Source organism: Candidatus Hydrogenedentota bacterium, from assembly GCA_019695095.1.
Classification (GTDB): domain Bacteria; phylum Hydrogenedentota; class Hydrogenedentia; order Hydrogenedentales; family SLHB01; genus JAIBAQ01.
Map to the genome: position 1 here is coordinate 69177 of JAIBAQ010000004.1, position 22295 is coordinate 91471.

General features: G+C 55.9%; 19 protein-coding genes. 9 read left to right on the forward strand and 10 right to left on the reverse strand.

Going from position 1 to position 22295, the window contains the following annotated elements; translation table 11 throughout:
- Window positions 1-269: 269 nt before the first annotated feature.
- On the reverse strand, window positions 270-641 hold the full coding sequence (locus tag K1Y02_01480) for an integration host factor subunit beta (protein MBX7255002.1): 372 nt from the start codon (window positions 639-641) through the stop codon (window positions 270-272).
- Between the two features lie 576 nt (window positions 642-1217).
- Between K1Y02_01480 and K1Y02_01485 the strand changes: the two genes are divergently transcribed.
- The 8 genes from K1Y02_01485 (at window position 1218) to K1Y02_01520 (ending at window position 10901) form a co-directional block, all read left to right on the forward strand.
- Window positions 1218-2771 (forward strand): glycosyltransferase family 39 protein, encoded by a 1554-nt coding sequence (locus K1Y02_01485; protein ID MBX7255003.1) that lies wholly within the window; start codon window positions 1218-1220, stop codon window positions 2769-2771.
- 413 nt (window positions 2772-3184) lie between these two features.
- Window positions 3185-4465, forward strand: a complete 1281-nt coding sequence (hflX, locus tag K1Y02_01490; GenBank protein ID MBX7255004.1) for a GTPase HflX — start codon at window positions 3185-3187, stop codon at window positions 4463-4465.
- Window positions 4462-4986 carry an NUDIX domain-containing protein gene (locus tag K1Y02_01495; GenBank protein ID MBX7255005.1) on the forward strand — a complete coding sequence of 175 codons (525 nt, stop codon included), beginning with the start codon at window positions 4462-4464 and terminating at the stop codon, window positions 4984-4986. Before hflX ends, K1Y02_01495 begins: the two co-directional genes overlap by 4 nt.
- A 30-nt stretch (window positions 4987-5016) precedes the next feature.
- Complete coding sequence (locus tag K1Y02_01500) at window positions 5017-6477, forward strand: B12-binding domain-containing radical SAM protein (protein ID MBX7255006.1); 1461 nt, start codon at window positions 5017-5019, stop codon at window positions 6475-6477.
- The gene (locus tag K1Y02_01505; GenBank protein ID MBX7255007.1) at window positions 6477-6998 is read left to right on the forward strand and encodes a hypothetical protein; all 522 of its coding nucleotides are present in this window, start codon (window positions 6477-6479) and stop codon (window positions 6996-6998) included. The genes K1Y02_01500 and K1Y02_01505 overlap by 1 nt, the downstream gene beginning before the upstream one ends.
- A gap of 7 nt (window positions 6999-7005) precedes the next feature.
- Window positions 7006-8169: a radical SAM protein gene (locus K1Y02_01510; GenBank protein MBX7255008.1), complete on the forward strand. Its 1164-nt coding sequence runs from the start codon at window positions 7006-7008 to the stop codon at window positions 8167-8169.
- A gap of 33 nt (window positions 8170-8202) precedes the next feature.
- A complete protein-coding gene (locus K1Y02_01515; protein MBX7255009.1) occupies window positions 8203-9609 on the forward strand; it encodes a radical SAM protein in 1407 nt (468 codons plus the stop codon).
- On the forward strand, window positions 9609-10901 hold the full coding sequence (locus tag K1Y02_01520) for a B12-binding domain-containing radical SAM protein (protein MBX7255010.1): 1293 nt from the start codon (window positions 9609-9611) through the stop codon (window positions 10899-10901). The genes K1Y02_01515 and K1Y02_01520 overlap by 1 nt, the downstream gene beginning before the upstream one ends.
- 222 nt (window positions 10902-11123) lie before the next feature.
- Here K1Y02_01520 and K1Y02_01525 read toward each other — a convergent pair whose 3' ends face one another.
- Window positions 11124-12902 (reverse strand): hypothetical protein, encoded by a 1779-nt coding sequence (locus tag K1Y02_01525; protein ID MBX7255011.1) that lies wholly within the window; start codon window positions 12900-12902, stop codon window positions 11124-11126.
- A 586-nt stretch (window positions 12903-13488) separates the two neighbouring features.
- Here K1Y02_01525 and K1Y02_01530 point away from each other — a divergent pair.
- Window positions 13489-13722, forward strand: a complete 234-nt coding sequence (locus K1Y02_01530; protein MBX7255012.1) for a hypothetical protein — start codon at window positions 13489-13491, stop codon at window positions 13720-13722.
- A 33-nt stretch (window positions 13723-13755) separates the two neighbouring features.
- Here K1Y02_01530 and K1Y02_01535 read toward each other — a convergent pair whose 3' ends face one another.
- The 8 genes from K1Y02_01535 to K1Y02_01570 all read right to left on the reverse strand — a co-directional run bounded on the left by K1Y02_01535 (window position 13756) and on the right by K1Y02_01570 (window position 22264).
- The gene (locus K1Y02_01535; GenBank protein MBX7255013.1) at window positions 13756-14172 is read right to left on the reverse strand and encodes an RbsD/FucU family protein; all 417 of its coding nucleotides are present in this window, start codon (window positions 14170-14172) and stop codon (window positions 13756-13758) included.
- Between the two features lie 281 nt (window positions 14173-14453).
- On the reverse strand, window positions 14454-16169 hold the full coding sequence (locus K1Y02_01540; protein ID MBX7255014.1) for a tetratricopeptide repeat protein: 1716 nt from the start codon (window positions 16167-16169) through the stop codon (window positions 14454-14456).
- Window positions 16166-16849: a hypothetical protein gene (locus tag K1Y02_01545; protein ID MBX7255015.1), complete on the reverse strand. Its 684-nt coding sequence runs from the start codon at window positions 16847-16849 to the stop codon at window positions 16166-16168. The genes K1Y02_01540 and K1Y02_01545 overlap by 4 nt, the downstream gene beginning before the upstream one ends.
- 21 nt (window positions 16850-16870) lie before the next feature.
- On the reverse strand, window positions 16871-17494 hold the full coding sequence (locus K1Y02_01550; protein ID MBX7255016.1) for a hypothetical protein: 624 nt from the start codon (window positions 17492-17494) through the stop codon (window positions 16871-16873).
- A gap of 176 nt (window positions 17495-17670) precedes the next feature.
- The gene (locus tag K1Y02_01555) at window positions 17671-18834 is read right to left on the reverse strand and encodes a hypothetical protein (protein MBX7255017.1); all 1164 of its coding nucleotides are present in this window, start codon (window positions 18832-18834) and stop codon (window positions 17671-17673) included.
- A gap of 439 nt (window positions 18835-19273) precedes the next feature.
- A complete protein-coding gene (locus K1Y02_01560) occupies window positions 19274-20944 on the reverse strand; it encodes a hypothetical protein (protein MBX7255018.1) in 1671 nt (556 codons plus the stop codon).
- Between the two features lie 13 nt (window positions 20945-20957).
- A complete protein-coding gene (locus tag K1Y02_01565; GenBank protein MBX7255019.1) occupies window positions 20958-21866 on the reverse strand; it encodes an ABC transporter ATP-binding protein in 909 nt (302 codons plus the stop codon).
- Window positions 21863-22264 carry a GntR family transcriptional regulator gene (locus K1Y02_01570; protein MBX7255020.1) on the reverse strand — a complete coding sequence of 134 codons (402 nt, stop codon included), beginning with the start codon at window positions 22262-22264 and terminating at the stop codon, window positions 21863-21865. The genes K1Y02_01565 and K1Y02_01570 overlap by 4 nt, the downstream gene beginning before the upstream one ends.
- Window positions 22265-22295: the final 31 nt, after the last annotated feature.

Consider the following 22295-nt stretch of genomic DNA (forward strand, 5'->3'; position numbering starts at 1 on the left):
TTATAGGGATGTACAACTAATCCAGATTTCTCACGAACAAACGCGAATCTGTCTCGTATTTACTGCATTCTGGAGACTTGCAGCGACACCCAAGGTGCTTCGCACCACACGCAGTCCTGTCGTGTGAAGTCCGCATGGCATACCCTCAGAATGCTGCCCGTGAACAATTTGCGTTGGCGCAAATGACAGGGTCAGAACGACACCTTGCCGGGGGCGCAGCCTCGTAGACTGGCCTCCGATGGACCTCGGCTACAAATACGCTTGAACTGCTAGAAAAGGGGTTGTGGCGGCTCTGCCGAACTGGAGTCACCCGCAAAAGAAGCTGGCGGCTCCGAACCGGGCGAATCCTCTGTCGCCGTCGGTACGGTCGTAGCGATAAGCTCCTTCATCTGCTTACCCGGCCGAAAAGTCACCACACGGCGTTCGGGGACTGGTACTTGGTCACCAGTACGAGGATTACGACCGATCCGAGAGGCCCTTGTCTTCACCTCGAAGACACCGAAGTCCCGCAATTCCCAGCGGTTACCTTCTGCGAGGGTTCGCGAGATGGTTTCGAATGTGCCCTCGATAATCTTGGCCACATCGCTTTGGGTCATGCCCAACATGTTAGCCACCCGGATCACGAGTTCGCGCTTGGTCATCGTCACGGAAGAAGATCCTCCTTCGCTACGCCAGGGTCATGCTGCTTTGTGGAAATCCAGCTTATTCACCCAAACTGCTAGAACGGAACGCATTATACGTCCCAGACATCGTTTGTGCAAGTGTTTCCGTTTTCGCAGGTTACACGAGACGTGCCCCTTCCTGCAAGTGAATTGTCCACTGTTCCGACACGCACTTGTTGCGCCGGGTGCTCCGGCACCGCCGAATCGGCTCACGACTCTATTGCAGGAGCGTACCCCAAGTGGCGCCTGAAGTACCATGCCATTCGTTTATCGCCTTGCTGTAAACAGTGATACCATTGAAGTTAGGTGGGGTTGCTTTCGTTATTTCAACTTTCGCATGGATTTGGGCCATTTCCAAAGCCGAGGTTGACATTTGGGCACTCATCCGTGCCTAATCCGGTCTAGATGCACGAAGCTCACCACGGAGCAAGGCCGGTGAGCATAGTGCAACCGGGACCAACTCCTATCTGTGAGTTATCTCTTGCGTGTTGCGTCGGTTTTCTTCATAGACCGCTCCTACGAACCCCAAAAGAAGGTTCGGGGCATGGAGGCACAGTGGATACACAAGATTCGCAGAACGCCACACCTCGCGGCTCGCGGGAAAGCAGCTCAAGAGGGAAGCTTGCTTTCCAGATTCTGAGCGTAATCCTTGTGTTGCTTGTTGCGGTATTGCTTCGAGTCTACAGAATTCAGGATGAATCGCTGTCACGCGACGAATTGGCCTGCGCTAACCATCTTCTGCAGCCGGGGCTGATCCAATACATGATCAGCCGCGCCCACGATGACCCCCCCGAGGTCTTGCCGCTGTATTTTGTGGCGCAGTACTATTGGAGCAATATTGTAGGTCCGTCGCCGTTGGCTTGGCGCATCTTGCCGCTCGCTTCCAGTCTTCTTACACTTCTTCTCCTCTATGACTTTGGGCGGCGGCTTCAAGGCCATGTTGCCGGTTTGGTGACGATGCTCTGCGCGAGTTGCTCCAAATTGCTGATTTTCGAGTCGCAGGAACTGCGCATGTACGGATTTACGTTTTTCTTCGGCGTGCTCTCCGTCTATGCACTCTACCGTGCCTTATACGAAGGGCCTCGCTGGTGGTGGGGCGTGCATGCGGTTGCTTCGGCTTGTATGGCCTGGACACATATTCTCTCGCTGCCTCTTCTTGTCGTGTTTGGGGTCTTTCTACTTGCGACGAAGTGGCGCGAATTCGGACTGATCGTTCGTTGGGGCATCGCGGCGGCGGTTCCTGTGTTGGCCATTCCTTTGTATGTTTTGACGGCAAAGGAGACTCCTCCCAATGATGAGATGGCGTGGCTTCCACTGCCATGGAGAGCGCGGTTCATTGATACGTTCCTGTATGCATTTCCAGGGAGCAAGATGGATGTATTCGATCCCTTGGCCCACGCGATTGGCGGGGTGACAGCGGCAATCGCGCTTGCTGGAGTCTTTGCCTTGGCGGGGATATGGCTTGTCTATCGTACTGTGCTGGCGCCTCCGTCCGATTGTCCTCCGGATGTCCGCGTACGCAATCGTGAGATTACCCTGCTTTTGGCGATTTGGCTGGTGCTCCCCCCTGCACTGCTGTATGTGACTTCATATATCGTTCGCCCCTGTTACATCGAGCGCTACGTTTACCTGGCCGCGTTCGCATCTTACCTTGGAGTCGGAAGCGCCATTGCGCTAATTCCGTCTCGTGGGTTGCGCGCCGCAGCCGTAACGCTGCTTGCGTGTCTGTACGCTCTCCTCTGTACCGATCTCGTACGTCCACTGCGCCCGGACTTTCTGAATGGAATAGCTTATGTAAACGAGAATGCGAGCCCGAGCGACGCCTTCGCTGCAACCGACATCAATTCACGGATTCCCGTGAACTACTACCTGAAACATGGCGCATCGCCTGTAGTGTCGCCGGAGGAATTCCCTGAGCACCTGATAAAGGCGGTGAACGAAGGAAAACAGGCTTGGGGGGTGTTCTACGCCGAATACCCCATCAACGCACAGGAATTCGAGAAGAAGCTTCAGGAAAACGGCATTGCATCCGAAGTGCGCGTTTTCCCCGGCTGGCAGGACTTGCGCGTCTACAAGCTGAACCGGGCGACCGTTGCTCCGGCCGGGTAGTGTGATGGCCTGTCAAGACACACCCCCGCCGCTTGTCGCATTCTAGTCCGCATGCTATAGTTCTTGTGCCGGATACATGGTCTTTGAAGGCATAATCCGCAATTTGCATCGGCGCGGTTGAGCGCCGACGCAAATTGCTCATGTGCAAGACTTTGAGGCTGTGCCATGAGGATTTCTCGCGAGCAGACGGTGTCTTAGGAGAACTGCGAAGCATTTCGCCGTAAGTCCTGCAAACGCGCTGGTTACGAGAGAAGGTCGAGTGTGCTCGTGAGAAATCCGGGATAAAACCGCGCTGTCCTGAGTGGCTGTAGACCGTACACACCATATATTGTATAATCCTCTGGTTATTGTACTCCAGATCGTGTATAAATTACCCAAGTTTGGAACGGGACGCGCCTGCGGCGCCACAATCCATGATTGAGATTGAACAACCACCTATCATCGAAAAGGCAGTTCTAGTGCGCCTTGCGCTTCCCAGCGACTCCACAGACGAGATTGAGGAGTCTTTGGGCGAGATGAAACGGCTTGCTCAAACGGCGGGGGCCACGGTGGTCTGTTCGTTTGTCCAGCGCCTTCCACAACCTTGTCCCGCGACCCACATTGGCGCCGGCAAGGTTCGGCAGATTAAGACTATCTGCGATGAGCAGGAAGTTGACCTTGTACTCGTCGACTCGGAACTTACGCCTACGCAGGGCTCCAAACTTCAGGAAGCACTTGACCGAAAGGTCCTCGACCGCACCCAATTGATTCTCGATATCTTTGCGCAGCGCGCGAAGACGAACGAAGGCAAGCATCAGGTCGAGTTGGCCCAGCTCCAGTACACCCTGCCGAGACTTACCGGCCGTGGCGTGGAGATGATGCGCTTGGGCGCTGGTATCGGTACGCGCGGCCCCGGTGAACAGAAATTGGAAGTCGACCGGCGCGTTATCCGCCGACGGATAGCGCATCTCCAAGCCGATATCGAAGCGATTCGGAGGCATCGGCGCGTTCAGCGGAAGCAGCGCAACGAAAGCAGCGTGGGAACCGTTGCGCTGGTCGGATACACGAATGCCGGCAAGTCATCGCTTCTCAATGCGCTGACCAACGCGAAAACGTTTGTCGAGGACAAGCTCTTTGCGACCTTGGATCCCTGCAGCCGCAAGTGCCCGTTGCCCGGGGGCGGCCACATCATTTTGACCGATACCGTGGGATTCATCCGAAAGCTGCCGCATTCATTGGTGGCGGCGTTTCGCGCGACCCTTGAGGAGGTCGTTGAGGCGGATGTCATCCTCTTGGTTGCAGACGCATCGCATGAAGGCGTGATGGACCACGTTAAGGCGGTTTACGACGTGCTGGAAGAGATAGAGGTTGGCTCGTCGCCGATAATCCGAGTGTTTAATAAGATTGATGCCGCAAACGAGGCCTTTGTCCAAGAGCTGCTGGCAGGTCCTGGAGAAAGTCTGGCTGTATCCGCCCGCACCGGGCAGGGGTTGGATTCGCTTCTTAATGCAATCGAGCGCACCTTGTCGTTGCGTCGCAGCCGAGTGACTCTGCGGATACCGCAGAGCAATGCTGGTATCGTGTCCCGCGTATATCAGCAAGGCCGTGTTCACGATAAGAGCTATGACGGCGAATCGATACTTCTGGATGCTGAGATTGATGCGGTGTTGAAAGGGGTACTGAGAGAGTACATTGAGCAGGTACCAGCGTCATGAACGAAAAGAGTGACTTGGCCGTTTCGACAGGATTGATTCCCGATCCGCTGGAGACGCCCCCGCAAGAGTCGCCGCCCAGTTCACCCAGGGTGCGCGTGGCGGCGGTCATCGTTGAGGATGGCAAGCTGTTGATGGTGCGTCATGTCAAAGGCAATGAGTCGTACTGGTTATTGCCCGGCGGGGGAGTGGACTACGGCGAATCGCTGACTGAAGCGCTGGAACGGGAACTGGTGGAAGAGGCGTCGGTCAAAATTCGAGTGGGCGACCTTGTGCTTGCCAATGACAGCATTGCGCCTGATCGTTCGCGGCACACGGTCAACCTCTATTTCGAGGCGGAAATCGTCTCGGGTGTCATACAACGAGGTATTGACGAGCGAGTTGTGGAGGTCCGTTTTATCCCCCTGGATGAACTTTCCTCGATTCGGGTGTTTCCTGATGTGAGGGAACCGCTGTTAAAGGCCATTGCCTGCGGGTTCACGGGAACGGAGACCTATCTCGGAAAGCTGTGGAAACCTGCCTGACGTTAGGGCAAAGCATAGAGGCGGCACAAAATGCGCGTAGCGTTCCTCAACCCGATGTTTGGCAAGGACTTCACGAAGTCCGCACGCTGGTTTGCGCGGTCCAGGGGCCGCGTGCAGCGGCATCCTGACTATTTCTGTACAGCGGCGGCGGTAGTCGAGGCGGCAGGTCATCCTATTCTCTTTGTAGATGCGCAGGCCAAAAACATGCCCACCGAAGAACTCCTGCCCCGGTTGAAGGAGTTTGCGCCCGACATGGTCGTCTACCAGGCGACGACTCCTTCCATTAATGCCGACATTGAGTCGGCCCGAAAATGCAAAGAGGCTGTGGGCGGATTACACGTCATGATCGGGCCTCACGTGACGGCAGAACCTGAAGACACCTTGCGACTTGCCGATGGCGCATTGGATGCCGTGGCGATTGCGGAGTACGACTACACGATTCGTGATCTTGCCAACGGTGTCGCGGTTAAGGACTGCTTGGGCCTTGCGTGGATGGATGGCGGACGGTACGTGGCGAATCCGGGCAGGCCGTACATCGAGAATCTCGATGAATTGCCGTTTCCCGCCTGGAAACACATCGACATTCACGATTACCACGACTTTGGCAAGCTCTTCCCATTCCTCACGCTAATCAGCGGGCGAGGCTGTCGCGCCAAGTGCACGTTCTGTCAGTTGCCGCAGGTCATGAACGGGCACACCTATCGCACTCGGAGTGTCGAGAACGTTGTCGATGAAATCGAATACGACATGAAGCTCTTTCCGAACTTGAAAGAGATCATGTTCGAGGACGACACCTTGACGATGCGCAGCTCGCAAGATCGCCTTGTCGCACTCTGCGAGGAGATGATACGACGAAAGGTGCCTATTTCGTGGAGCGCCAATGCCCGCGTCGATGTGAACGATCTGGAAGTCTTGAAGCTAATGAAACGCGCCGGTTGCCGCTGGCTTTGTGTCGGATTCGAATTCGGCGATCAGCAAGTGTTGAACAACGTCAAGAAAGGGGCGACGGTTGCGCAGATGCACCGCTTCGCTCAAAACGCCTACAAGTCAGGCATTCGCGTGCATGGGTGTTTCATGTTTGGCGGCCCCGGAGAAACGGAGGATACAGCGAGAAAGACGCTCGACTTGTCGCTGCAATTGCCTATCGACACGGCGCAGTTCACGGCTGTTGTCGCCTATCCCGGTACTTCGTACTACAACTGGGCGAAAGAGAATGGTTACCTGAAGCAGACACGGTGGCGCGATTGGGTTGATGAAAACTTCGAGCAGCAGTCGACACAAGAACTACCTGGGTTGAACGCCGAGCAGATCAACGGCTTCATCGATGAGGGTCTTAAGAATTTCTATTTGCGCCCGAGGCAGATGTGGAGAATGCTCCGGAATATTCAGAGCTTTTCGGACTTGAGAGCCAAACTGCACGGATTCAGGAGTTTCGTGCAGTACTTTTCCCATCGCGATCCAAACTTTGTGGGTTTTGTGGGTAACAACTAATGCAGTACTTGAGATCCAGCAAGTGGATAGCAACTTCACTCGTAGTAGCGGCAGGCTGCGTTGCCATGAGCGGCTGCAGCACAACGGGCGGGAGTGACCACGCCAAGCGTGGCAAGGCGTTCCTGCACGTATTTGTGGATGACGACGCAAAATCGATGTCCCCCATGGACGTCCAAGTGTTTATTGACGACAAGTTGGCAATCAATCGCAACTTCAGCATGGGGCGAAACGTGAACGACGGAAAGTACCTGCTTGAGTTGTTGCAGGGCAGGCATACGTTGACCGCCGTGAGTTCGCGTGCAAATACGCGAGTCACGCGGTCGTTTACGATCAAGGACGAGATCTTCATCGAGCTTTATCTTACGAAGGAAGGCAAGGTGAAGTTGACCCCGAAATCGAAACTCAGCATTGCGAAGTTTGTAATCAAGAAGATGAAGGAACCTCGTGAAAAGCAGTTCCATCCAGCTCTGTATACGCGAATGACGGAACGGGACTTCACAACGGTGAAGAAACCGAAATAAGGCGAGGATGATGGCGAAAGCAAACCCCGAGTCGATAGTGGAGCGCGAAGAAGGAGGCAACGGAAGGTCGGATGCATTCAGAGTGGACCTGCCCGACGCAGAGAGCAGGGGGGAGGCCGCTCGGGACTCCCGTGTCTTCGACACGCTTCAGACGCGCATTCTTACGCATTGGCCCGAAGCGCGCATGATTCGCGATCGCGTCATGCCTGCGCCACGCACTGCCATCGTCTATCCCACGTACGTCTGCAACCAGGATTGCCTTTGGTGCGAATACAACTATGAGAACACGAGCCGCGAAACCAAAGGCATCATGTCGAAGGAGAATCTCTTCAAACTCATCGACGATCTGCGCGCGCTTGGTGTGCAGGGCGTCGAATTCTGCGGTGGCGGTGAGCCGACGTTGCATCCCAATCTCGCGGAACTTGTTCGGGATATGAAGAGTAAAGGCACCAGTGTGGGTTTGCTCACAAACGGCACCAAGCTCAAGGGCGAACTGGCCTCCGCTCTCGTCGATTGCGCGAGCTATGTGCGCGTCGGCTTTGATGGCGCTTCACCGGAAATGGTGGATCAAGTGAAACGCCCTCGCACGCCGGAGGCGCGTTTTGAGGCCGTGTGCGCCAACATTGCAGACATGCTGGCGCTACGGCGAGAGCGCGGAACGGGCGTGAAAATTTCGGTCAAGGTAGTGCTGGATCAGAACAACTTCATCGAGCTTGAGGACTGCGTCAAGCTGGCCATCAGACTTGGAGTCGATTCCATTCAATTCAAAGCAGCGCGGCTTGTCGATTCCGAGCTGACTCAGGAGCAGTGCGACCACGTGGATTCTCTGCTCTCGGAGTTGCGCGTCCGGTACCCCGAAATGGTGATCGTGGGCGGTACGGAGAAGATAAATATGACGACGCGGTGCTGGCTGACTCCGCTGCAGCTTACGGTCGACCCGCTGGGTGAGGTCTATCTCTGCTGCTACTATCGCCACCGGAAGGACAAGCACAGTATCGGCAATTGTTTTTCCACGCCGTTGCGCGATCTCTGGTACAGCGAGAACCATTGGCGCGCGATAGACGGCATCAAGCCTCACGAATGCAACAACCTGGATTGCCGGTTCGTGAAGTACAATCAAATCATGGATGAAGTGATGGTGCACAACGATGCTCAGTTCGAGTTCATTTAGCCGGGACTCAATGATGCTTAAGGAAGGCCGGTCGTGAAGGTTCTGCTACTCAATCCCCCCGGGCCGTTTTGCCGCGCGGGATCGCGGTGGCCTCACGGGCGCAAGCAGAAGTCCGTGGGCATCGACTATCATCCATTTCCCTTCCAGCTTGCCTATGCCACCGCGCGCCTCATGGCGGATGGGCACGAGGCGAAACTTGTGGACTGCATCGCCACAAACACGTCGAATGAAGAACTGATCTCGATCACAGACGCGTTCAATCCGGATGTCGTTGTTATGGAGACCAGCGCGCCTAGCTGGTCGTTTGATGTCGAGACTCTGCGGGCATTGGGAAAGCCAACAATCGCGTGTGGCGCACACGCGACCGCGACCCCCGGTGAACACCTTGAAGTTGGATTTTCAGCAGTCATTCGAGGCGAGTACGACCAGGTTATCCCGCAGGCGCTCGCGTTTGAACCGCAGCCGTGGCTGAATCTGCCCGGTTCACCGGCAACCGAGTTCGCGCCGTTGTTACGAGATTTGGATAGCGTGCCGCGGCCACCGTGGGAGACGATGGCCATGGAGAAGTACAACGACCCGTTCTGTTTGGGCCGCTCCGTCACGGTGCTCACGTCTCGCGGTTGTCCGCTTGAATGCGGCTTCTGCACGATTGCTCCATTTGCTGGCAAGCGCAACTACCGCCGGCGCGACCCAAAGAAGGTGTGCGACGAGATTCAGACGCTCATCGATTTGTACCATCCCGATGAGATCTACTTTGACGACGACACGATCACCATCAATCCGAAGCATATTGTGGCGCTTTGCGAAGAGTACAAGTCGCGGAAGTTTGGGTTGCCTTTTAGTTGCATGGGCAATGCGGTCATTGAGCGCGAGGTTATCGCCGCTATGGCGGATGCCGGATGCCGCGCCATCAAATTTGGCGTCGAAAGCGCAGACCCGGAAGTGCTGCGCCAAATTCCGAAGGATCAGAGTCCGGCAGACGTTGCGAGGACCGTCCGCGATTGCCGCGAATTCGGCATCAGCACGCATGCGAACTTCCTGCTGGGTTTGCCGGGGGAAACGCGCGAGAGTGCCGAGCGCACAATCGACTTCGCGCTTCGCCTCAATACGCACACCCTGCAGTTTGCCATCGCGACGCCCTATCCAGGCACGGCTTTCTACGAGAAGGCCAAACACAACGGTTGGCTGACGAAGGAAAGCTGGATGCAGTTTAACCCGGCAGGCGAGGCCGTGGTTTCGTACCCCGGTTACTCCGCCGAAGACATTGCTGCGATGTACGAACGCGCTTGGAGCCGCTGGCAATGGCACATGCTTACGCGCCGCCCGCGGACTCTGCTTCACCATTTTGGAAACGCGTTCCGCCGCGAGGGCATTGGTGGGATGGTGCGCCTGGGCAAATACAGCGCCGCTCGATTCTTCAAAGTTGTCGGAGCCCACTGATGAAGATTGCACTGATCAACCCGAGCGTCCCCCGTTCTCTAAAGAAGGAGAACTTGGGGTTGGCCTATCTGTCGGCCACGCTTCAGGCCGATGGCCATCAGGCGCGCATCATCGATGAAATCGCCGGTCAGAATGTCGAAGACCATCTCGATGACTTTCGTCCGGATATCGTCGGCATCTCCTTCATGACCATGTATGCGCTTCGCGCGTATGAACTGGCGGAGCGAATCAAGAAGGAACGAGGCCTTACCGTCGTGATGGGGGGCGCGCATCCGACCGCGATGCCCGAAGAAGCCATTCAATACGGCGATTGCGTGATCCGTGGCGAAGCCGAATGGACCTTTCCCAAAGCGGTAACCTCCGGGAAGCTGGAAGGCATCGTCGACATCGAAGTGCCGCCCGATCTCGATTCTCTTCCGGAGCCTCGGCGCGATCAATTGGATTTGGATCTCTACGCGTCGGCGGGGGAGGAGATAGCAGGGTTTTCCTATCGAACCCTCGGAATCATTACCAGCCGTGGTTGTCCCTTCGAGTGCAACTACTGCATCAACTCGAAGCGGGAGACCAAACTGCGCTTCCACAGTCCCGAGCGCGTCGTTCACGAGATCAAGTACCTCGTGGATAGGCATCACATTGAAAGCATCGCCTTCTACGACGAGTTGATGGCCACCGATATCGATCGTTTTCGCGCCATATGCGAAGCGATGATCGAGAATGGTCTTGACCGCTTAAAGTGGGAATGCCAGATCCATGCGCGGCGCATTCGACCGGATGTGCTGCAACTCATGAAGCGCGCGGGGTGCGTTCAGATCACCATCGGATTTGAGAGCGGCAGCGAACGCATGCTGGAGCGCATGGTGAAGCATGCCTCGGTGGAGGACAACATGCGGGCTGCGCGCCTGATTCACGAGGCAGGGTTGCGCGTGCGCGGTTGCTTTATTATCGGAACTCCCGGTGAGACCCCCGAAGACATTGAACTGACGCGGAAGTTCATTCGCGACGCGAAGATCGACTTCGCGTCGATACACTATCTGACGCCCTATCCGGGGACTGCGCTCTTCGATGAATTTGCCGATCAGATTCGGGAGGCCGGCATTACGTGGGACAAGTTCACCGCAGGAGATCCGGATACGTTCAACTGCAATCCGGCCATGTCCCCGGAACAGCAAAAGCGGCTATTTCTCAAATTGAGCGCGCGTCAGGCGTTTCGCAACTATACCTGGCCGGAGATGGTTAAGCGCGCGATCCGCAATCCGCGCCATGCGTTTCACGTCGTCTCAAACATGATCTAGTGGCGGAGGACGGGGACAGACACGTTTCCGCTTCGCTGCGCTTGCGTCAGTCCCTGTTTGTGCGCCGCTATTGATACTTCCTTGGGTCAACCAAAATGTTGCCCCAATCACGATTCACTGCACTAGATCCTGCGCGGAAGTGTCTGAGGTCGCGGCCTCTGACAAAAGAAGAGAGCCGCCTGCGGCCTAACCACAAGCGGCTCTACGTGAATCGGCTATTGTCTATAGCGCGTCGTACTTCTTCTGGAGCTCAGTCCGATCGTCTGTGGCGAGCTGTTTCTTCGCGATCTGCTCAAGCTTCTCTTCGTAACCTTCCGGACGCGCCGCGAAGACTTCAGTCTCGATCTGCTTCATCGCAACTTCATCGGCCACATCCATGAAGGCGAACTTGGCAGGACCGGAGCCGCGTTCCGTGTTCTGGTAGACGCCCATGTGGGAACCATCCAGCGTGCGGTAATAGACGCTCCAGTTCCCATTCATCAGGCACTCAGCCCACATCATGCTCGGCGTGCCAAAACGGTCGCTCACGGGAATCTTCGCGAAGAAGTATTTACGGGCCTTCGCAATCTCCAGTTCCTGCGTGTACAAGGAGGTGTACTCATCCAAGAGCGCCGGGTCCACCCACTTCATTCCGGCTGATTTCTGCTTGAGTGCGTTGACGCGCGCAATGCGCACATCGCGCGAGTACTCTTCAGGAGCCAACGGACAGCTCTCACTCACCAGGATTGCCAACTGGTCAATGTTGCTATCCAGCGTGTCCTTGGTCAGCAAGCGACGCTGATTTGCGTCTTCTAACTTGCCCACGAGAGATTCAAGGCGCTCGCTTTCGGCTTCCAACCCTTCTTTGCGCGCGCGTGTAATCGCCGTGTCGTTTACCAACTGTTCGTAGTCGGCTTCCGCCTGCACGAACTCTTCATTTCGCTTGTTGAGGTCTTCGGTGACTTTGGTCAACTCTTCGTTTTTCGAAGCAACTTGTGCCAGGAGATCATCCCGAGTCTTTGTATTCTCATCGATTTCGGAGGTGAGTTTGTCACGCTCCGCAATCATTGCATCAATCTGTTCGCGAGTCAGCGGCTTTTGATCGGTCGTTCCCTTATTCTCGGTGAGTTTTTTCACTTGCGCCTTGAGGTCGTCCCGCTCTTTGGTCGTCGATTCCAGCGCTGTTTTCACCGGATAGGGGATGGCCGGGACGTACTGCTCAATGAATGGGCCAGCAAGCAAACCGACTACCAGCATGATCACCGCTGCCATTACCATCTTGCCTGTTCCGCCGCCCTTGCCGCCTTTTGCGGCAGGCGCCATCGGGGCCTTTGGCGCAACCGGGGGAGGAGTGACGGCTGTCGGCGCCGCGGTGTCAGGACCGAAATCGGGCAACGGCGTGCCCGCGTCAAATCCGCGACCGCCGCCATTCGTAATGCCGGTGAACGCGTCGGCGTCGAACCCGCCCGGGCTCGCACCGAACATGGGCGTTTCCATCGCTTGAGTTGGAGCGGAAGTGTCAGCCGCGCCGCTAAACGTGCCGCCGCCACCAAACGCGCTGTCGAACAGCGGCGTGTCGATATCCGAATCCGGCCCAGGGGGCGCCATTTCCGGCGTCTCGGGCGTGAAATCGCTGTCTGCCGCCAAATCCTGGAACGAGGAGCCGGCTGAAGGTGTGTCCAGTCCGCTGCCGGAAGGCGTTCCAAAAGCAGGCGTGCTGCCAAATGAGGGCGGGGCGACTTTGATGTTGCCACCGGTAGGAATGGGCGTTTCTACAGGAATATCACTGATTGGGGGAAGGCCTTCAGGACCACGCTTTCCAGAATCCATGTCAATTCCACTAAGTGGCGGAAGACCGCTGTCAAAATCCTTGCCGGCGGACGATTCGAAGTCGCTTAGTGGCGGCAGGTTACCGAGGCCTCCTTCGCCACCTGTCAGCGCACCGAAGTCACTGTCTCCGGTTCCGAACGCATCATCCTTTTCCGGCTCCCCCTCACCAAACGGGCGTTGTTTATCCGCCATCGAGCAAGACCTCCCAGCACGTTTATTCGAACGCGAAAGACAGGGTTATCATCATCGCAACTCGATGATAACACGGGGTATACCGAGTGTCAATAAATATCTCCTTTTTCTGGAACCGGTACGTCCGTGAGCCCGAGTTCCCCTTGCACCCAACTTCCTCCCTCATCTGGTGGTTTCGACACGGATGTGTGGACATGCTGCGCCTCTGGTACAGCGACAGCTTCGGACCTCTTGGGTGGCAGTGTAACGTTGGTTTCGCATCAGAATTGCCACGTAAGTACGAAACACCCTTGAAGCGCAGTAAAGTGGACCTACTTAATTGCAGCGCTTGTGCTTTTGCGTTCGGCATACTGAAGCTTCCCCCGGCAAGTCGTGTGAGATACGAGGAATTGTCGGGGTGTCGTAACCTGTTTATATGTAATAGCTTAAATCCAGTAAGTCTGTGTTCTGATGAGCAGCATCCAACGACGCTAGGCCTCGTCAGGAATAAGGAAAAAATCTCGCAATGACGACACCCTACCGTAATTTTCGAGGGTATAATTAAGGTAGCTGAGAGTACCTAACATACCGTAACGGGGCTGTATCGGTGAGACTTGGCATGTACACGCTCGTTCAACTTCAAGGTGTCGAACACAGTCGCGTACGAATCCTGCCTGTTTTCTTTATCACTGAAGACGAGGCGAAGGCGCAAGCAGCGCTCCTCAATGAACGGCTGGCTCATCGCGGAACCACTTACCGGTTTGTTGTCGCGGAAGGCAGTGCCGAAGACTGCGCACACGCGGAGCAGAATCTGCCTCGACTGCACGAGCACCCAGGCTAATCCTTTGACCGGCTTTGACTGTCAAACAAGCTTCTAGGGTGCAACAACTCCAATCGTCAGCAAGAGGTTGGCATAGAGCCGCTGATCACCGGTTACGATCTGAAGACATGTGTCCGGTCCCGAGGCATCCTCGTAAAACTCAAACCTACCCAAGCGGGTCAATTCGACACGGGGCAACTGTCTACGGAACTCCGAGAAGATAGGCGGCTCGGACCCCGATTCTGGATCCATCACTGCCGCGTCTTCCACTGGGATTGCCGTGAGCAACACGCCGAGGACCTCCGTGACGGTGGGCATTCCCGGCGCCAGATTGAGGTAAACGAGGGAGGCATTCTCGCCAAGTTGTGTGATTGCCGGGTAGTTGCCATCGGTGATGAGGACTTTGGAGCCGTGCCCGGCGGATGCGAGCGCCTGAAGAATGTCAGGATGAATGAGACGATGTGTCAGCATAGAATCCTCCTAAGAAACGAGCCGTGTAAGTTGCTTTCGCGCTTACAGGGCTCACGTTGGGCGTGGGGACTGGTAACTGGGGTTCCGATTCGCGTCGGTGACGCGAATCGGAACCCCAGGCTAGAGTCTGCCGTGCCTACGGCACTCAAGAATACAGGCTGCCCGCTTGGCTTTTGTTTCTACCACTCTAACCCGCGCTCGAGCGGTCCCCCGCTCAGACTAAAGTCTTTCTTGAGTCGCAACCCAAGCAGCTTTAGAGTCTACAAAAGCATAGGGTTCTACTACGAGACTGCCTTCCCGAATAGCATTTTCAGCATCCGATCGACTTCGGGCTTCCGTTCCGGATCGATGGCGCCTGCCTGTTCGATATATTTGCGCGCTTCATCGGGCTGACCTGCCGCCAGCATGCATTGACCCAAGCCAATCGACGCGGAAGCTACCATCCAACGGTTCTGCTCATTCGGGGATATCCGCATCAAGGTCGCTAGATGGGACACCGCCTTGTCAAAGCGCTGCTCTTGCATGAACAACTGCCCCAAATGGAGATGGGATTCCAGCTCTTCGTCCCAGAAGGGTTCGGACTTTTCGTCAAACTGCATCCCCGCCTTCTTCTTGGCGTAGAGCTTGATTACCTCTTCGTAGTGCCGGCGCGCGCCAAAAGGATTGTGCAAAAGATCTTCATACGTCACAGCAAGGTTGTACTGAATCCGGGCGGACGTTGGGTTGTACTTCAACGTGGATAGATAAAGCGACTCATTGCTGCGCCAATCCAAGTTACGTTGGACGGTAAGTGCAACGAATAAGGCACACGCGGCGTAGACGAGGGGATAGGCCAGTTTGGGTGCGCGGGAGCCAAGCACTGTCCAAAACAGTTCCAGGAAGGCGAGAAGGAAACCCGCTAACGGCACATAGAGCCAGTGTTCCGCCATGGGGGCATTCAACGGGATCGCGCCCGAAACGGGGAACCATCCCACCAGGAATAGCCCCATTCCAAACGCAATACGATAATTTCCGCGGACCCATGCGCCAAGAAACACTCCCACACACACGAGAAGCAACGCGTAGCCCACTATCGCCAGCCATGCCGGATAGCCATCCAGTGTGCGTTCCATGTGAAGTCCGGTTGGAACGAAGATAAGCTTCAGATAGAGCGCAAACGCTTGACCCACCTCTGCTATACGCTGACCCATGCTCAAGTCTCTAGGCGCCGTGTCGGATTGAAACTTCAGAACAAAAGTGCGCAAAGCCACGTACGCTCCCAGAAGTACCAGAGAACCCAGGAGTGCTGGCAATGGACGAAATGCATGACTCTCATCGGTTGCCCCGACCTTTGCGCGGAAGAGCAGAAAGGCCAGCACGAGCAATGCAGGAAGTATGAGTGCAGATTCTTTGGATATCACTGCCAGAGCGAAGCAGAGACAACTTAGAACGGTGCTGGCGATCCGGCGTTTCGACCGATCATTCTGTAAGGCGAAAAGGAGCGCCGCAAACATGAACGCGGCGGACATGGGATCGGCGCGCCCGCTGATGTAGGCCACGGCCTCGGTGTGCAGTGGATGGCAAACGTAAAGCAGGGGAGCGGCGAGCTGCACAAAGCGGGGTGCATCAAGTCTCACGAGGACGGCAAAAAACAGTAAAGCGGCCGCCATATGCCAAAGCATGTTGGTGAGGTGAAAGACGAACGTAGAAATAACCGGACCGTTCGGCCCCATGGCGCTTTCCGCCCCCGGCGGTCTGGAGAGTAAATAGTCGACCATGAACGATACCGAAACCAAGGGCCGATAGAAATTGCCCTGGCCTCTACCGAAAGCATGTTGGTCTTCCATGAACAACTGCGTGAACTTGCTCGGGTCTTGAACGTGCTTATGAATCAGCACCGAGGAGACGTCGTCCCAAACAAACTCTCCGGGAAACGTGTTCACGTAACACAGAACACCAGCGAGGCCGATGGTCGCCACCGCCAAAAAACGGAATTGAAAATTGGTTGCTGTGCTCACGGACCGTATACCTCGAATACATCGCCAGTGGCTTTGTATTCCAGTCGAATGCCCTTTTTCTTGCCCAGAATCTTCAGAAACTTCAGTCCTAGAAACTCTTCGCCTTCTCGAACGCGCATGCTCACGACCTCGTTCGATTCGGGAAGATAAACCTTAACGAATACGTACACAATCGGCAAATCGACCTCAAGAGGCTCATACCAACCGCGAATGGCCACGATGGGGCGATTAAGCTGAACGGTTGCCCACAACCGGAATCGGTCGATTCGAGTATTGTCCGGCGATACCAGTTCCAGCAGCTCGCATAGATACGAAACCAACCCCACGTTGGGGATGTCCCTTGCCACTATCAGCAAGCGCTCAAGCCTGTGTTGAACGTCCTTGAGTTTCAGTTTGCCCGGATCGGTGCCTTCGTACTTCTTACGCAGCGCCTCCAATTGTCCTTTGAACTTCTGCGCATAGTCCGGGTCAAGTGCCGTTTCGGCCTTTGCATTTTCCACGTAATCATAAAAAGGCCGCAGCAGATTGTCGAACTCGTTCTCGATCTGCTGCGGCTCAATTGGGTTTTTGATATCGCCGGATGGTTTTCCAAGATCCTTCAAGGACTCGGAGTCGCACCCACTGCCCATCAAAACACTCAGGGTAAGTAACGCGGCTACTGCTTGCCTTATCGCACTCACACCTTGTTTCGCCTGCGTATGCTACGGCGCCGGAACCGTGAACGTGGCCCCAGTCGCCTTGTACCTCAGTTGAATCGCCTTCTTGTCGCCGACGATCTTCTCCAGGACTAAGCCAAGGAACTCTTCGCCTTCGCGTCTCTTCACGCTCTCCGTCTTTCCGGTGGTCGGGACAAACACGTCCATGAAGACATTCGTGACGCCATCCTGTTCGAAGAAGCCCTTCACCTTAACCGTTGGCCGGGCCTTTTCGGCCAAGGCCTGATCGCGGTAATTGGATGTCCGAGAGCCTCCGGGCTCCATGACATCCAAGCCATCGCACAGGACCAGCACCAATTCCCATTGTTCGGTACTCCTGGCCTGCTTCAGACGTTCAACCAGGTCGCTGGCCACTTTCTGCTTGGCTTGTGGTCCGTTCACCTGCGCGTTCAGCCCGCTCAGTTCAGCTTGAAGAGCGGCGGCAAGAATGGGTCCCATGGCCGCACTGGGCACGATCGACGGCTCGATCTTCTGCATTACACCTCGATACAACTCATCTGCCGTAGGTGGCGGGGGAGGAGGCGGAGCAGGAGGTTCCGGGGGTGGGGGTTTCTCGCATCCGACGAGGGCGACCAGCGCCACCATTACAATGAGGATCACTTGCTTCATGCTCTTCCCTTCTACGGTCTTTTCGTGAAACGCTTGTCCGGTCTGTACATCCCGAGCACTACATTAAGTATATGGAGGATAGTGAGCTTAAGACAAGTGCGCCGTCCGGCGAAGCGCGCGAGTCGAGTCCATTCATGCGGTGACAACGGGGCGCAAACGAAGTCGAAACGGCTACTCTACCCCTCGATGGCGGCCAGATGCCGAGTGGTTTGATGTTCCGAACGTGCATGGATGATCCGAGGCACTCGCCCGAGCGGATTCTCCGAAATGGCAGCGAGCGTGATTCCGGTTTCACGGACAGTGACCAATTGAAGTCGTTCGCATTCGAGAATTATTGGTAAAGACCCATCCGTGATTCGCGTGCGATCGAGGTTCAGATATTGGAGTTCATGCAGGTTCGGCAAACCGAGAAGATCGCGGTCGCTTATGCGAATGCCGCTCAGGTTCAAGTGACGAAGCCTGGGCAAACCCAGAAGACAGTCCACAGCACCTGCTTCTACCGGCGACCCTTCCAGGTTGAGAACTTCCAGTTGGACGAAACCAGAGAGAAATCTTACGCCGCTGATACTGAGTTGCGAATTCGCGAGCAACAGCACCTTCAGTTTTGCACATTCCCCGAGGTGCGCCATTCCTTTGTCCTCGAAGTGCGTATCATTCGCACTGAAATAGAGCAGGTCCTCCATTCGGGCGAGCGCGTTGGCAGAGACAAGACCACCCGAAATGCCCGTTTGATCGACGTTCAGCCATGTCATTTTGCCGTGAGACGCCAAATGAGCAAGACAGCGATCCGACAGGGCCGGGTTCTGAGATAGATTCAGTGCACGCAACTCCGTTGCGTATTTGAGATAGACGGTATCTTCATCGGTAAGTCCGACCCCCGAACAATCAAGCATGCTAAATGCGTCGAAACCCATTGGCTGTAGAAACGAAAGGTCGCGCTGACGCACACGAATCATCAGGTCAGTGTGTGCTGGCACTTCAATGCGACCCCGAGCCTCTCCCAGATACTGCCATCCCTCCTTGGCGCTCACCCATTTTCCATCACTGGGCTCGGATGAGGGTCTTGCGAACACTAGGCCAACGTTCGCGCCTTCTGGAAAGACCAGCTTTCTGCCGCCCCCACCGAGTACATCGGCGGGCTTGAAGAAGAGAGAAGAAACTCCAAGTATCAATAGCGCCATGGAGACACACGCGAAGGCAATCTCGTGTCCTTCCATGTGTCGTCGAGTCTGGGGAGTTTTGGGGCGCAACCACTCCACGATGTGATTGGCTGTAATTGCACTTCGAATGGTGCGAGTGCGGCGACCTGGTTTGTGATGGCAATCACACGAGTACTGCACGTTTGTACTACTCCTTCAATTGTCCGAGCGCAACTACGTTCGCTTCACCTCTACTTGCTAATGAAGACGAATCATTGCTCACATTCGGTTCATGCTCCGTCGCCGCTACCTTTGAAATGAGCAAGGTATGTGCCAAACGATCACGATCAAATGAAGTGCATCGATATCAGCTACTTCTGCGCAATATGCGAATGCGGACGGAGGATCGAAAATCGCGATCCAGCCCAAGTTTTCAACGGGCTGCGCGATACTTGGCGAACTCGACCAGCGGCACACGACCCCCGTCCGCGTCGTTGCGACGCATGGCACATGCGCTCGCAATTTCGACCAATTCCTACATGGATGAAGTTCTTAGAAGCGGCAAACGACAGGATTGTAAGTGGATCAAGTTGAGTGCGAGCGGATATGCGTTACCCTTACATGCTTCATTCGAGTTTGTCTACCGGTGGCGAAGCCAGTCAAAGGTTTTTGGAACGGATAAGAGTGGCAGAACGGGTATGAACGCAAAGCCCCAGATGAGCGTCAATTCAATCAGCTTGTTGAACAGCGTGTGATAAGGATCGCCCGATGACGGCAGAATGCCATTTCGATCTGCAAAGTAGTGAAAGAAAATACCCACGATAAGCCATGTAACTCCTCCAGCGAGGACGTCGCGACGAAGCAGGTCCCTTACCTTCAACATCGATCGAGCGGACCTCACGGCGACCGTTGCGAAGCCCAACAGAATAAGCACGAGCGCACCGCATACACCGGTCACAATAGCGGAGTCCGCGAAGCCAAGCGAGTCAGCCAATTCGGCGGCGATGATGATTGGGTACGCCACCAAGAGAACTACCAAGATGAGCGGAATGCCAAGCCAAAGGAGTGCCCAAGCAACAAGCGCAACAAACACGCAGTAGGACAAGGCCGGGATGACTACGGAGTCCGTCCCGACGATCAAAAGGACCTCTTCCATGGCCTTGTCCATGATCTCGGTAGAGGCCAGTACATTTGAGGCGGCCACTACAAAGGCAACCAAGCAGGCGGCAATTCCCAAGCTTTGCAGTCCAGACAGTAGCCGGGCCTTGGCGAGCGTGCGCGTTGGCAACGGTCTGGTAAACAGAAAGGCGCCGAGCTTGGCCCGTTCCTGAAAATCGCGTGCTAGGAGAAGCGCTCCCACGACAAAGGCTGCTAGCGGTACGCATACAGGGGCATATATCGTGGACAAGAGCGCCATTGTGGTCGATGTGGCGATTTCCTCTCCTGACTTTCGCACTGGGCCCAAGTCAGCGAACATCTGCATCATGGCGGCCAGCATGAGTGACAGGAAGAGGAACGCGACAAGGGGCACCATGCGCCCGAAGGTGCGCCACTCATACCAACATTGGGCGGACAGCGCAGAGCGAAACGCATGGCGATTCCTTCGGAACGAGAGTGGTATCGCCGCGACGGGGAAGGAGAATCCGCCTCGTCGCATGACACGCACGGCTCCATAGGCCAGAAGATAGCCTGAGGCTACGATGGTAAAGAGAGCCGCGATTCTGAACATGGGACTGCTTAATGCAAGATACTCCAGCGAGGCCGCATAGGCTTTCTGGACCGGAGGGCACAGTATCAACAGCAGTGGAAATCCAATCAAGGCATAAAGACCGCCAGGCCACCAGCATATCGCTTGTATCAAGGAATACGCTGCTGTCAGCACGAGGACTAGGGCGGGCAGGTGCGCTAAGAAGTCCATCATCGCGTCTGGCCACGAAGGCGTCTCAAAAATCAGGATCGCCGGCAGGGCGAGTATGCCGATTATGGCAAAGACCAAGAGCAGTGTTAGTGTGCGCCCTGCCAGCTCGATGAAAGCGAGCCGAGACGTTCGTAAGGGCAATCCCAATAAGGCGCGAGGGAATAGTCTAGTCAGATCGTTTGGGTCAGCGCCGCAAACGAGTATATAGACGGCGAATAGAAACATCGCGCCAGTGACGAAGACGGCACTCAGGTCGGTGTCTCGCGACCCCGTGAGTCCGTTAATGAGGACATTGAGCGCGACCACTGCAGCCGAGAAAAGTATGGCCAGCATCGCAGGGATTCGCACGATGCGCCACTGACGCCAAATCAAAGCACGTGTTGCACTCTGCATGACCGATTCCCCCCTACTCGACACCGCGCACGCGCGCGATGAAGATTTCGTCTATGCTGGGTATCGATTCTTCGACAATCTCGATTCGCTGCTTCGCGGCCGCCGCTTTGAATTCGTCGCATTGACCGTTGCAGATTGCTGTCCATTCTTTGCGCGCGACGCGCACCGATGACTCCAGCCAATAGAGTGTTCCCGGCAACGGCGGTGGAGTAGCGCTCCCTTCAGCGAGACGCACCGTAAACCGGCGATGGCCTGCTTTTGCCTCGTCCAAAGGAGCCGAGAAGGCAAGCTTCCCTTTGTGCAACATGACGACATGGTCGGCGACACGTTCCACCTCATCCAGCAGATGCGACGAGAAGAGCACGGTGCGGCCCTCGTCTGCAACGGTGCGGATGATTGCCGTGAGAATGTCGCGGCGAACCACCGGGTCCAACCCGGAGGAGGGTTCGTCCAGCAGCAGCAAGTCGGGTCGATAGGCGAGTGCTATCAGCAGCCCCGCCTGCGCTTTCTGGCCTCGGCTCAGGTGCTTCACTTTCGTATCCGGGTCCAGGCCAAAGGTTTCGCGCAGTTCTTCGGCGTAGTGGGCGTCCCAGGTGGGATAGAACGCCTGCGTGTATCTCATGAGTTCGCTGATGCGCATCCAACCGGGCATCTCGCGGTTCTCGGAAAGGTAGCCGACGCGGACCAGAACCTTCTCCGGTTCACGTACCGGATCGAGCCCGAACACGCGGACCGAGCCGCTTTGCGCTTTGAACAGTCCCAGCAGATGCTTGATCAGCGTCGTCTTGCCTGCCCCATTCTCACCAACCAGACCCAACACCACCCCTTTGGGCAAGTCGAGCGTGACGTTATCCAAGGCGCGCTTCTTTCTAAACTGCCTTGAAAGCGACCGGACTTCTACGATGTTTTGCGTGTCACTCATGACTCAACTTCCCCTTCGGTTAGCCCCAGGTGGTCCGCACGCTCGCGAACGAGATGGAGGGTCGCCTCTCTGCTGAATCCCAGTTGTTTGGCCGTCACCAACATGGAGTCCACGCGCTCTCCCAAAATCCGCTCCTGCTCATGCCGCGCCAACGGCGACCCCCGGTCGGTGACGTAAGTCCCGGCACCGCGACGGGAGGATAACAACCCTTCCGATTCCAGTTCGCGATAAGCGCGGGCTACCGTGTTTGGATTGATGACCAGTTGTTCCGCCAACGTGCGGATGGGGAGGAGTTCGTCGCCCGATTTCAACCTGCCACTGGCAACCAGGAACTTAATCTGGTCGACAATCTGCATGTAGATCGGGAGACCGTTATTGGGAGAGACGTGTAACTGCATGATGACCTCCGGGCCAATGACCTTTCTGGGG

Bases quoted from the DNA above. Each gene is read 5' to 3' on its own strand.
- K1Y02_01480 (MBX7255002.1), bottom strand. From the start codon at position 641: ATGACCAAGCGCGAACTCGTGATCCGGGTGGCTAACATGTTGGGCATG.
- hflX (MBX7255004.1), top strand. From the start codon at position 3,185: ATGATTGAGATTGAACAACCACCTATCATCGAAAAGGCAGTTCTAGTG.
- K1Y02_01495 (MBX7255005.1), top strand. From the start codon at position 4,462: ATGAACGAAAAGAGTGACTTGGCCGTTTCGACAGGATTGATTCCCGAT.
- K1Y02_01500 (MBX7255006.1), top strand. From the start codon at position 5,017: ATGCGCGTAGCGTTCCTCAACCCGATGTTTGGCAAGGACTTCACGAAG.
- K1Y02_01505 (MBX7255007.1), top strand. From the start codon at position 6,477: ATGCAGTACTTGAGATCCAGCAAGTGGATAGCAACTTCACTCGTAGTA.
- K1Y02_01510 (MBX7255008.1), top strand. From the start codon at position 7,006: ATGATGGCGAAAGCAAACCCCGAGTCGATAGTGGAGCGCGAAGAAGGA.
- K1Y02_01520 (MBX7255010.1), top strand. From the start codon at position 9,609: ATGAAGATTGCACTGATCAACCCGAGCGTCCCCCGTTCTCTAAAGAAG.
- K1Y02_01525 (MBX7255011.1), bottom strand. From the start codon at position 12,902: ATGGCGGATAAACAACGCCCGTTTGGTGAGGGGGAGCCGGAAAAGGAT.
- K1Y02_01535 (MBX7255013.1), bottom strand. From the start codon at position 14,172: ATGCTGACACATCGTCTCATTCATCCTGACATTCTTCAGGCGCTCGCA.
- K1Y02_01550 (MBX7255016.1), bottom strand. From the start codon at position 17,494: ATGAAGCAAGTGATCCTCATTGTAATGGTGGCGCTGGTCGCCCTCGTC.
- K1Y02_01560 (MBX7255018.1), bottom strand. From the start codon at position 20,944: ATGCAGAGTGCAACACGTGCTTTGATTTGGCGTCAGTGGCGCATCGTG.
- K1Y02_01565 (MBX7255019.1), bottom strand. From the start codon at position 21,866: ATGAGTGACACGCAAAACATCGTAGAAGTCCGGTCGCTTTCAAGGCAG.
- K1Y02_01570 (MBX7255020.1), bottom strand. From the start codon at position 22,264: ATGCAGTTACACGTCTCTCCCAATAACGGTCTCCCGATCTACATGCAG.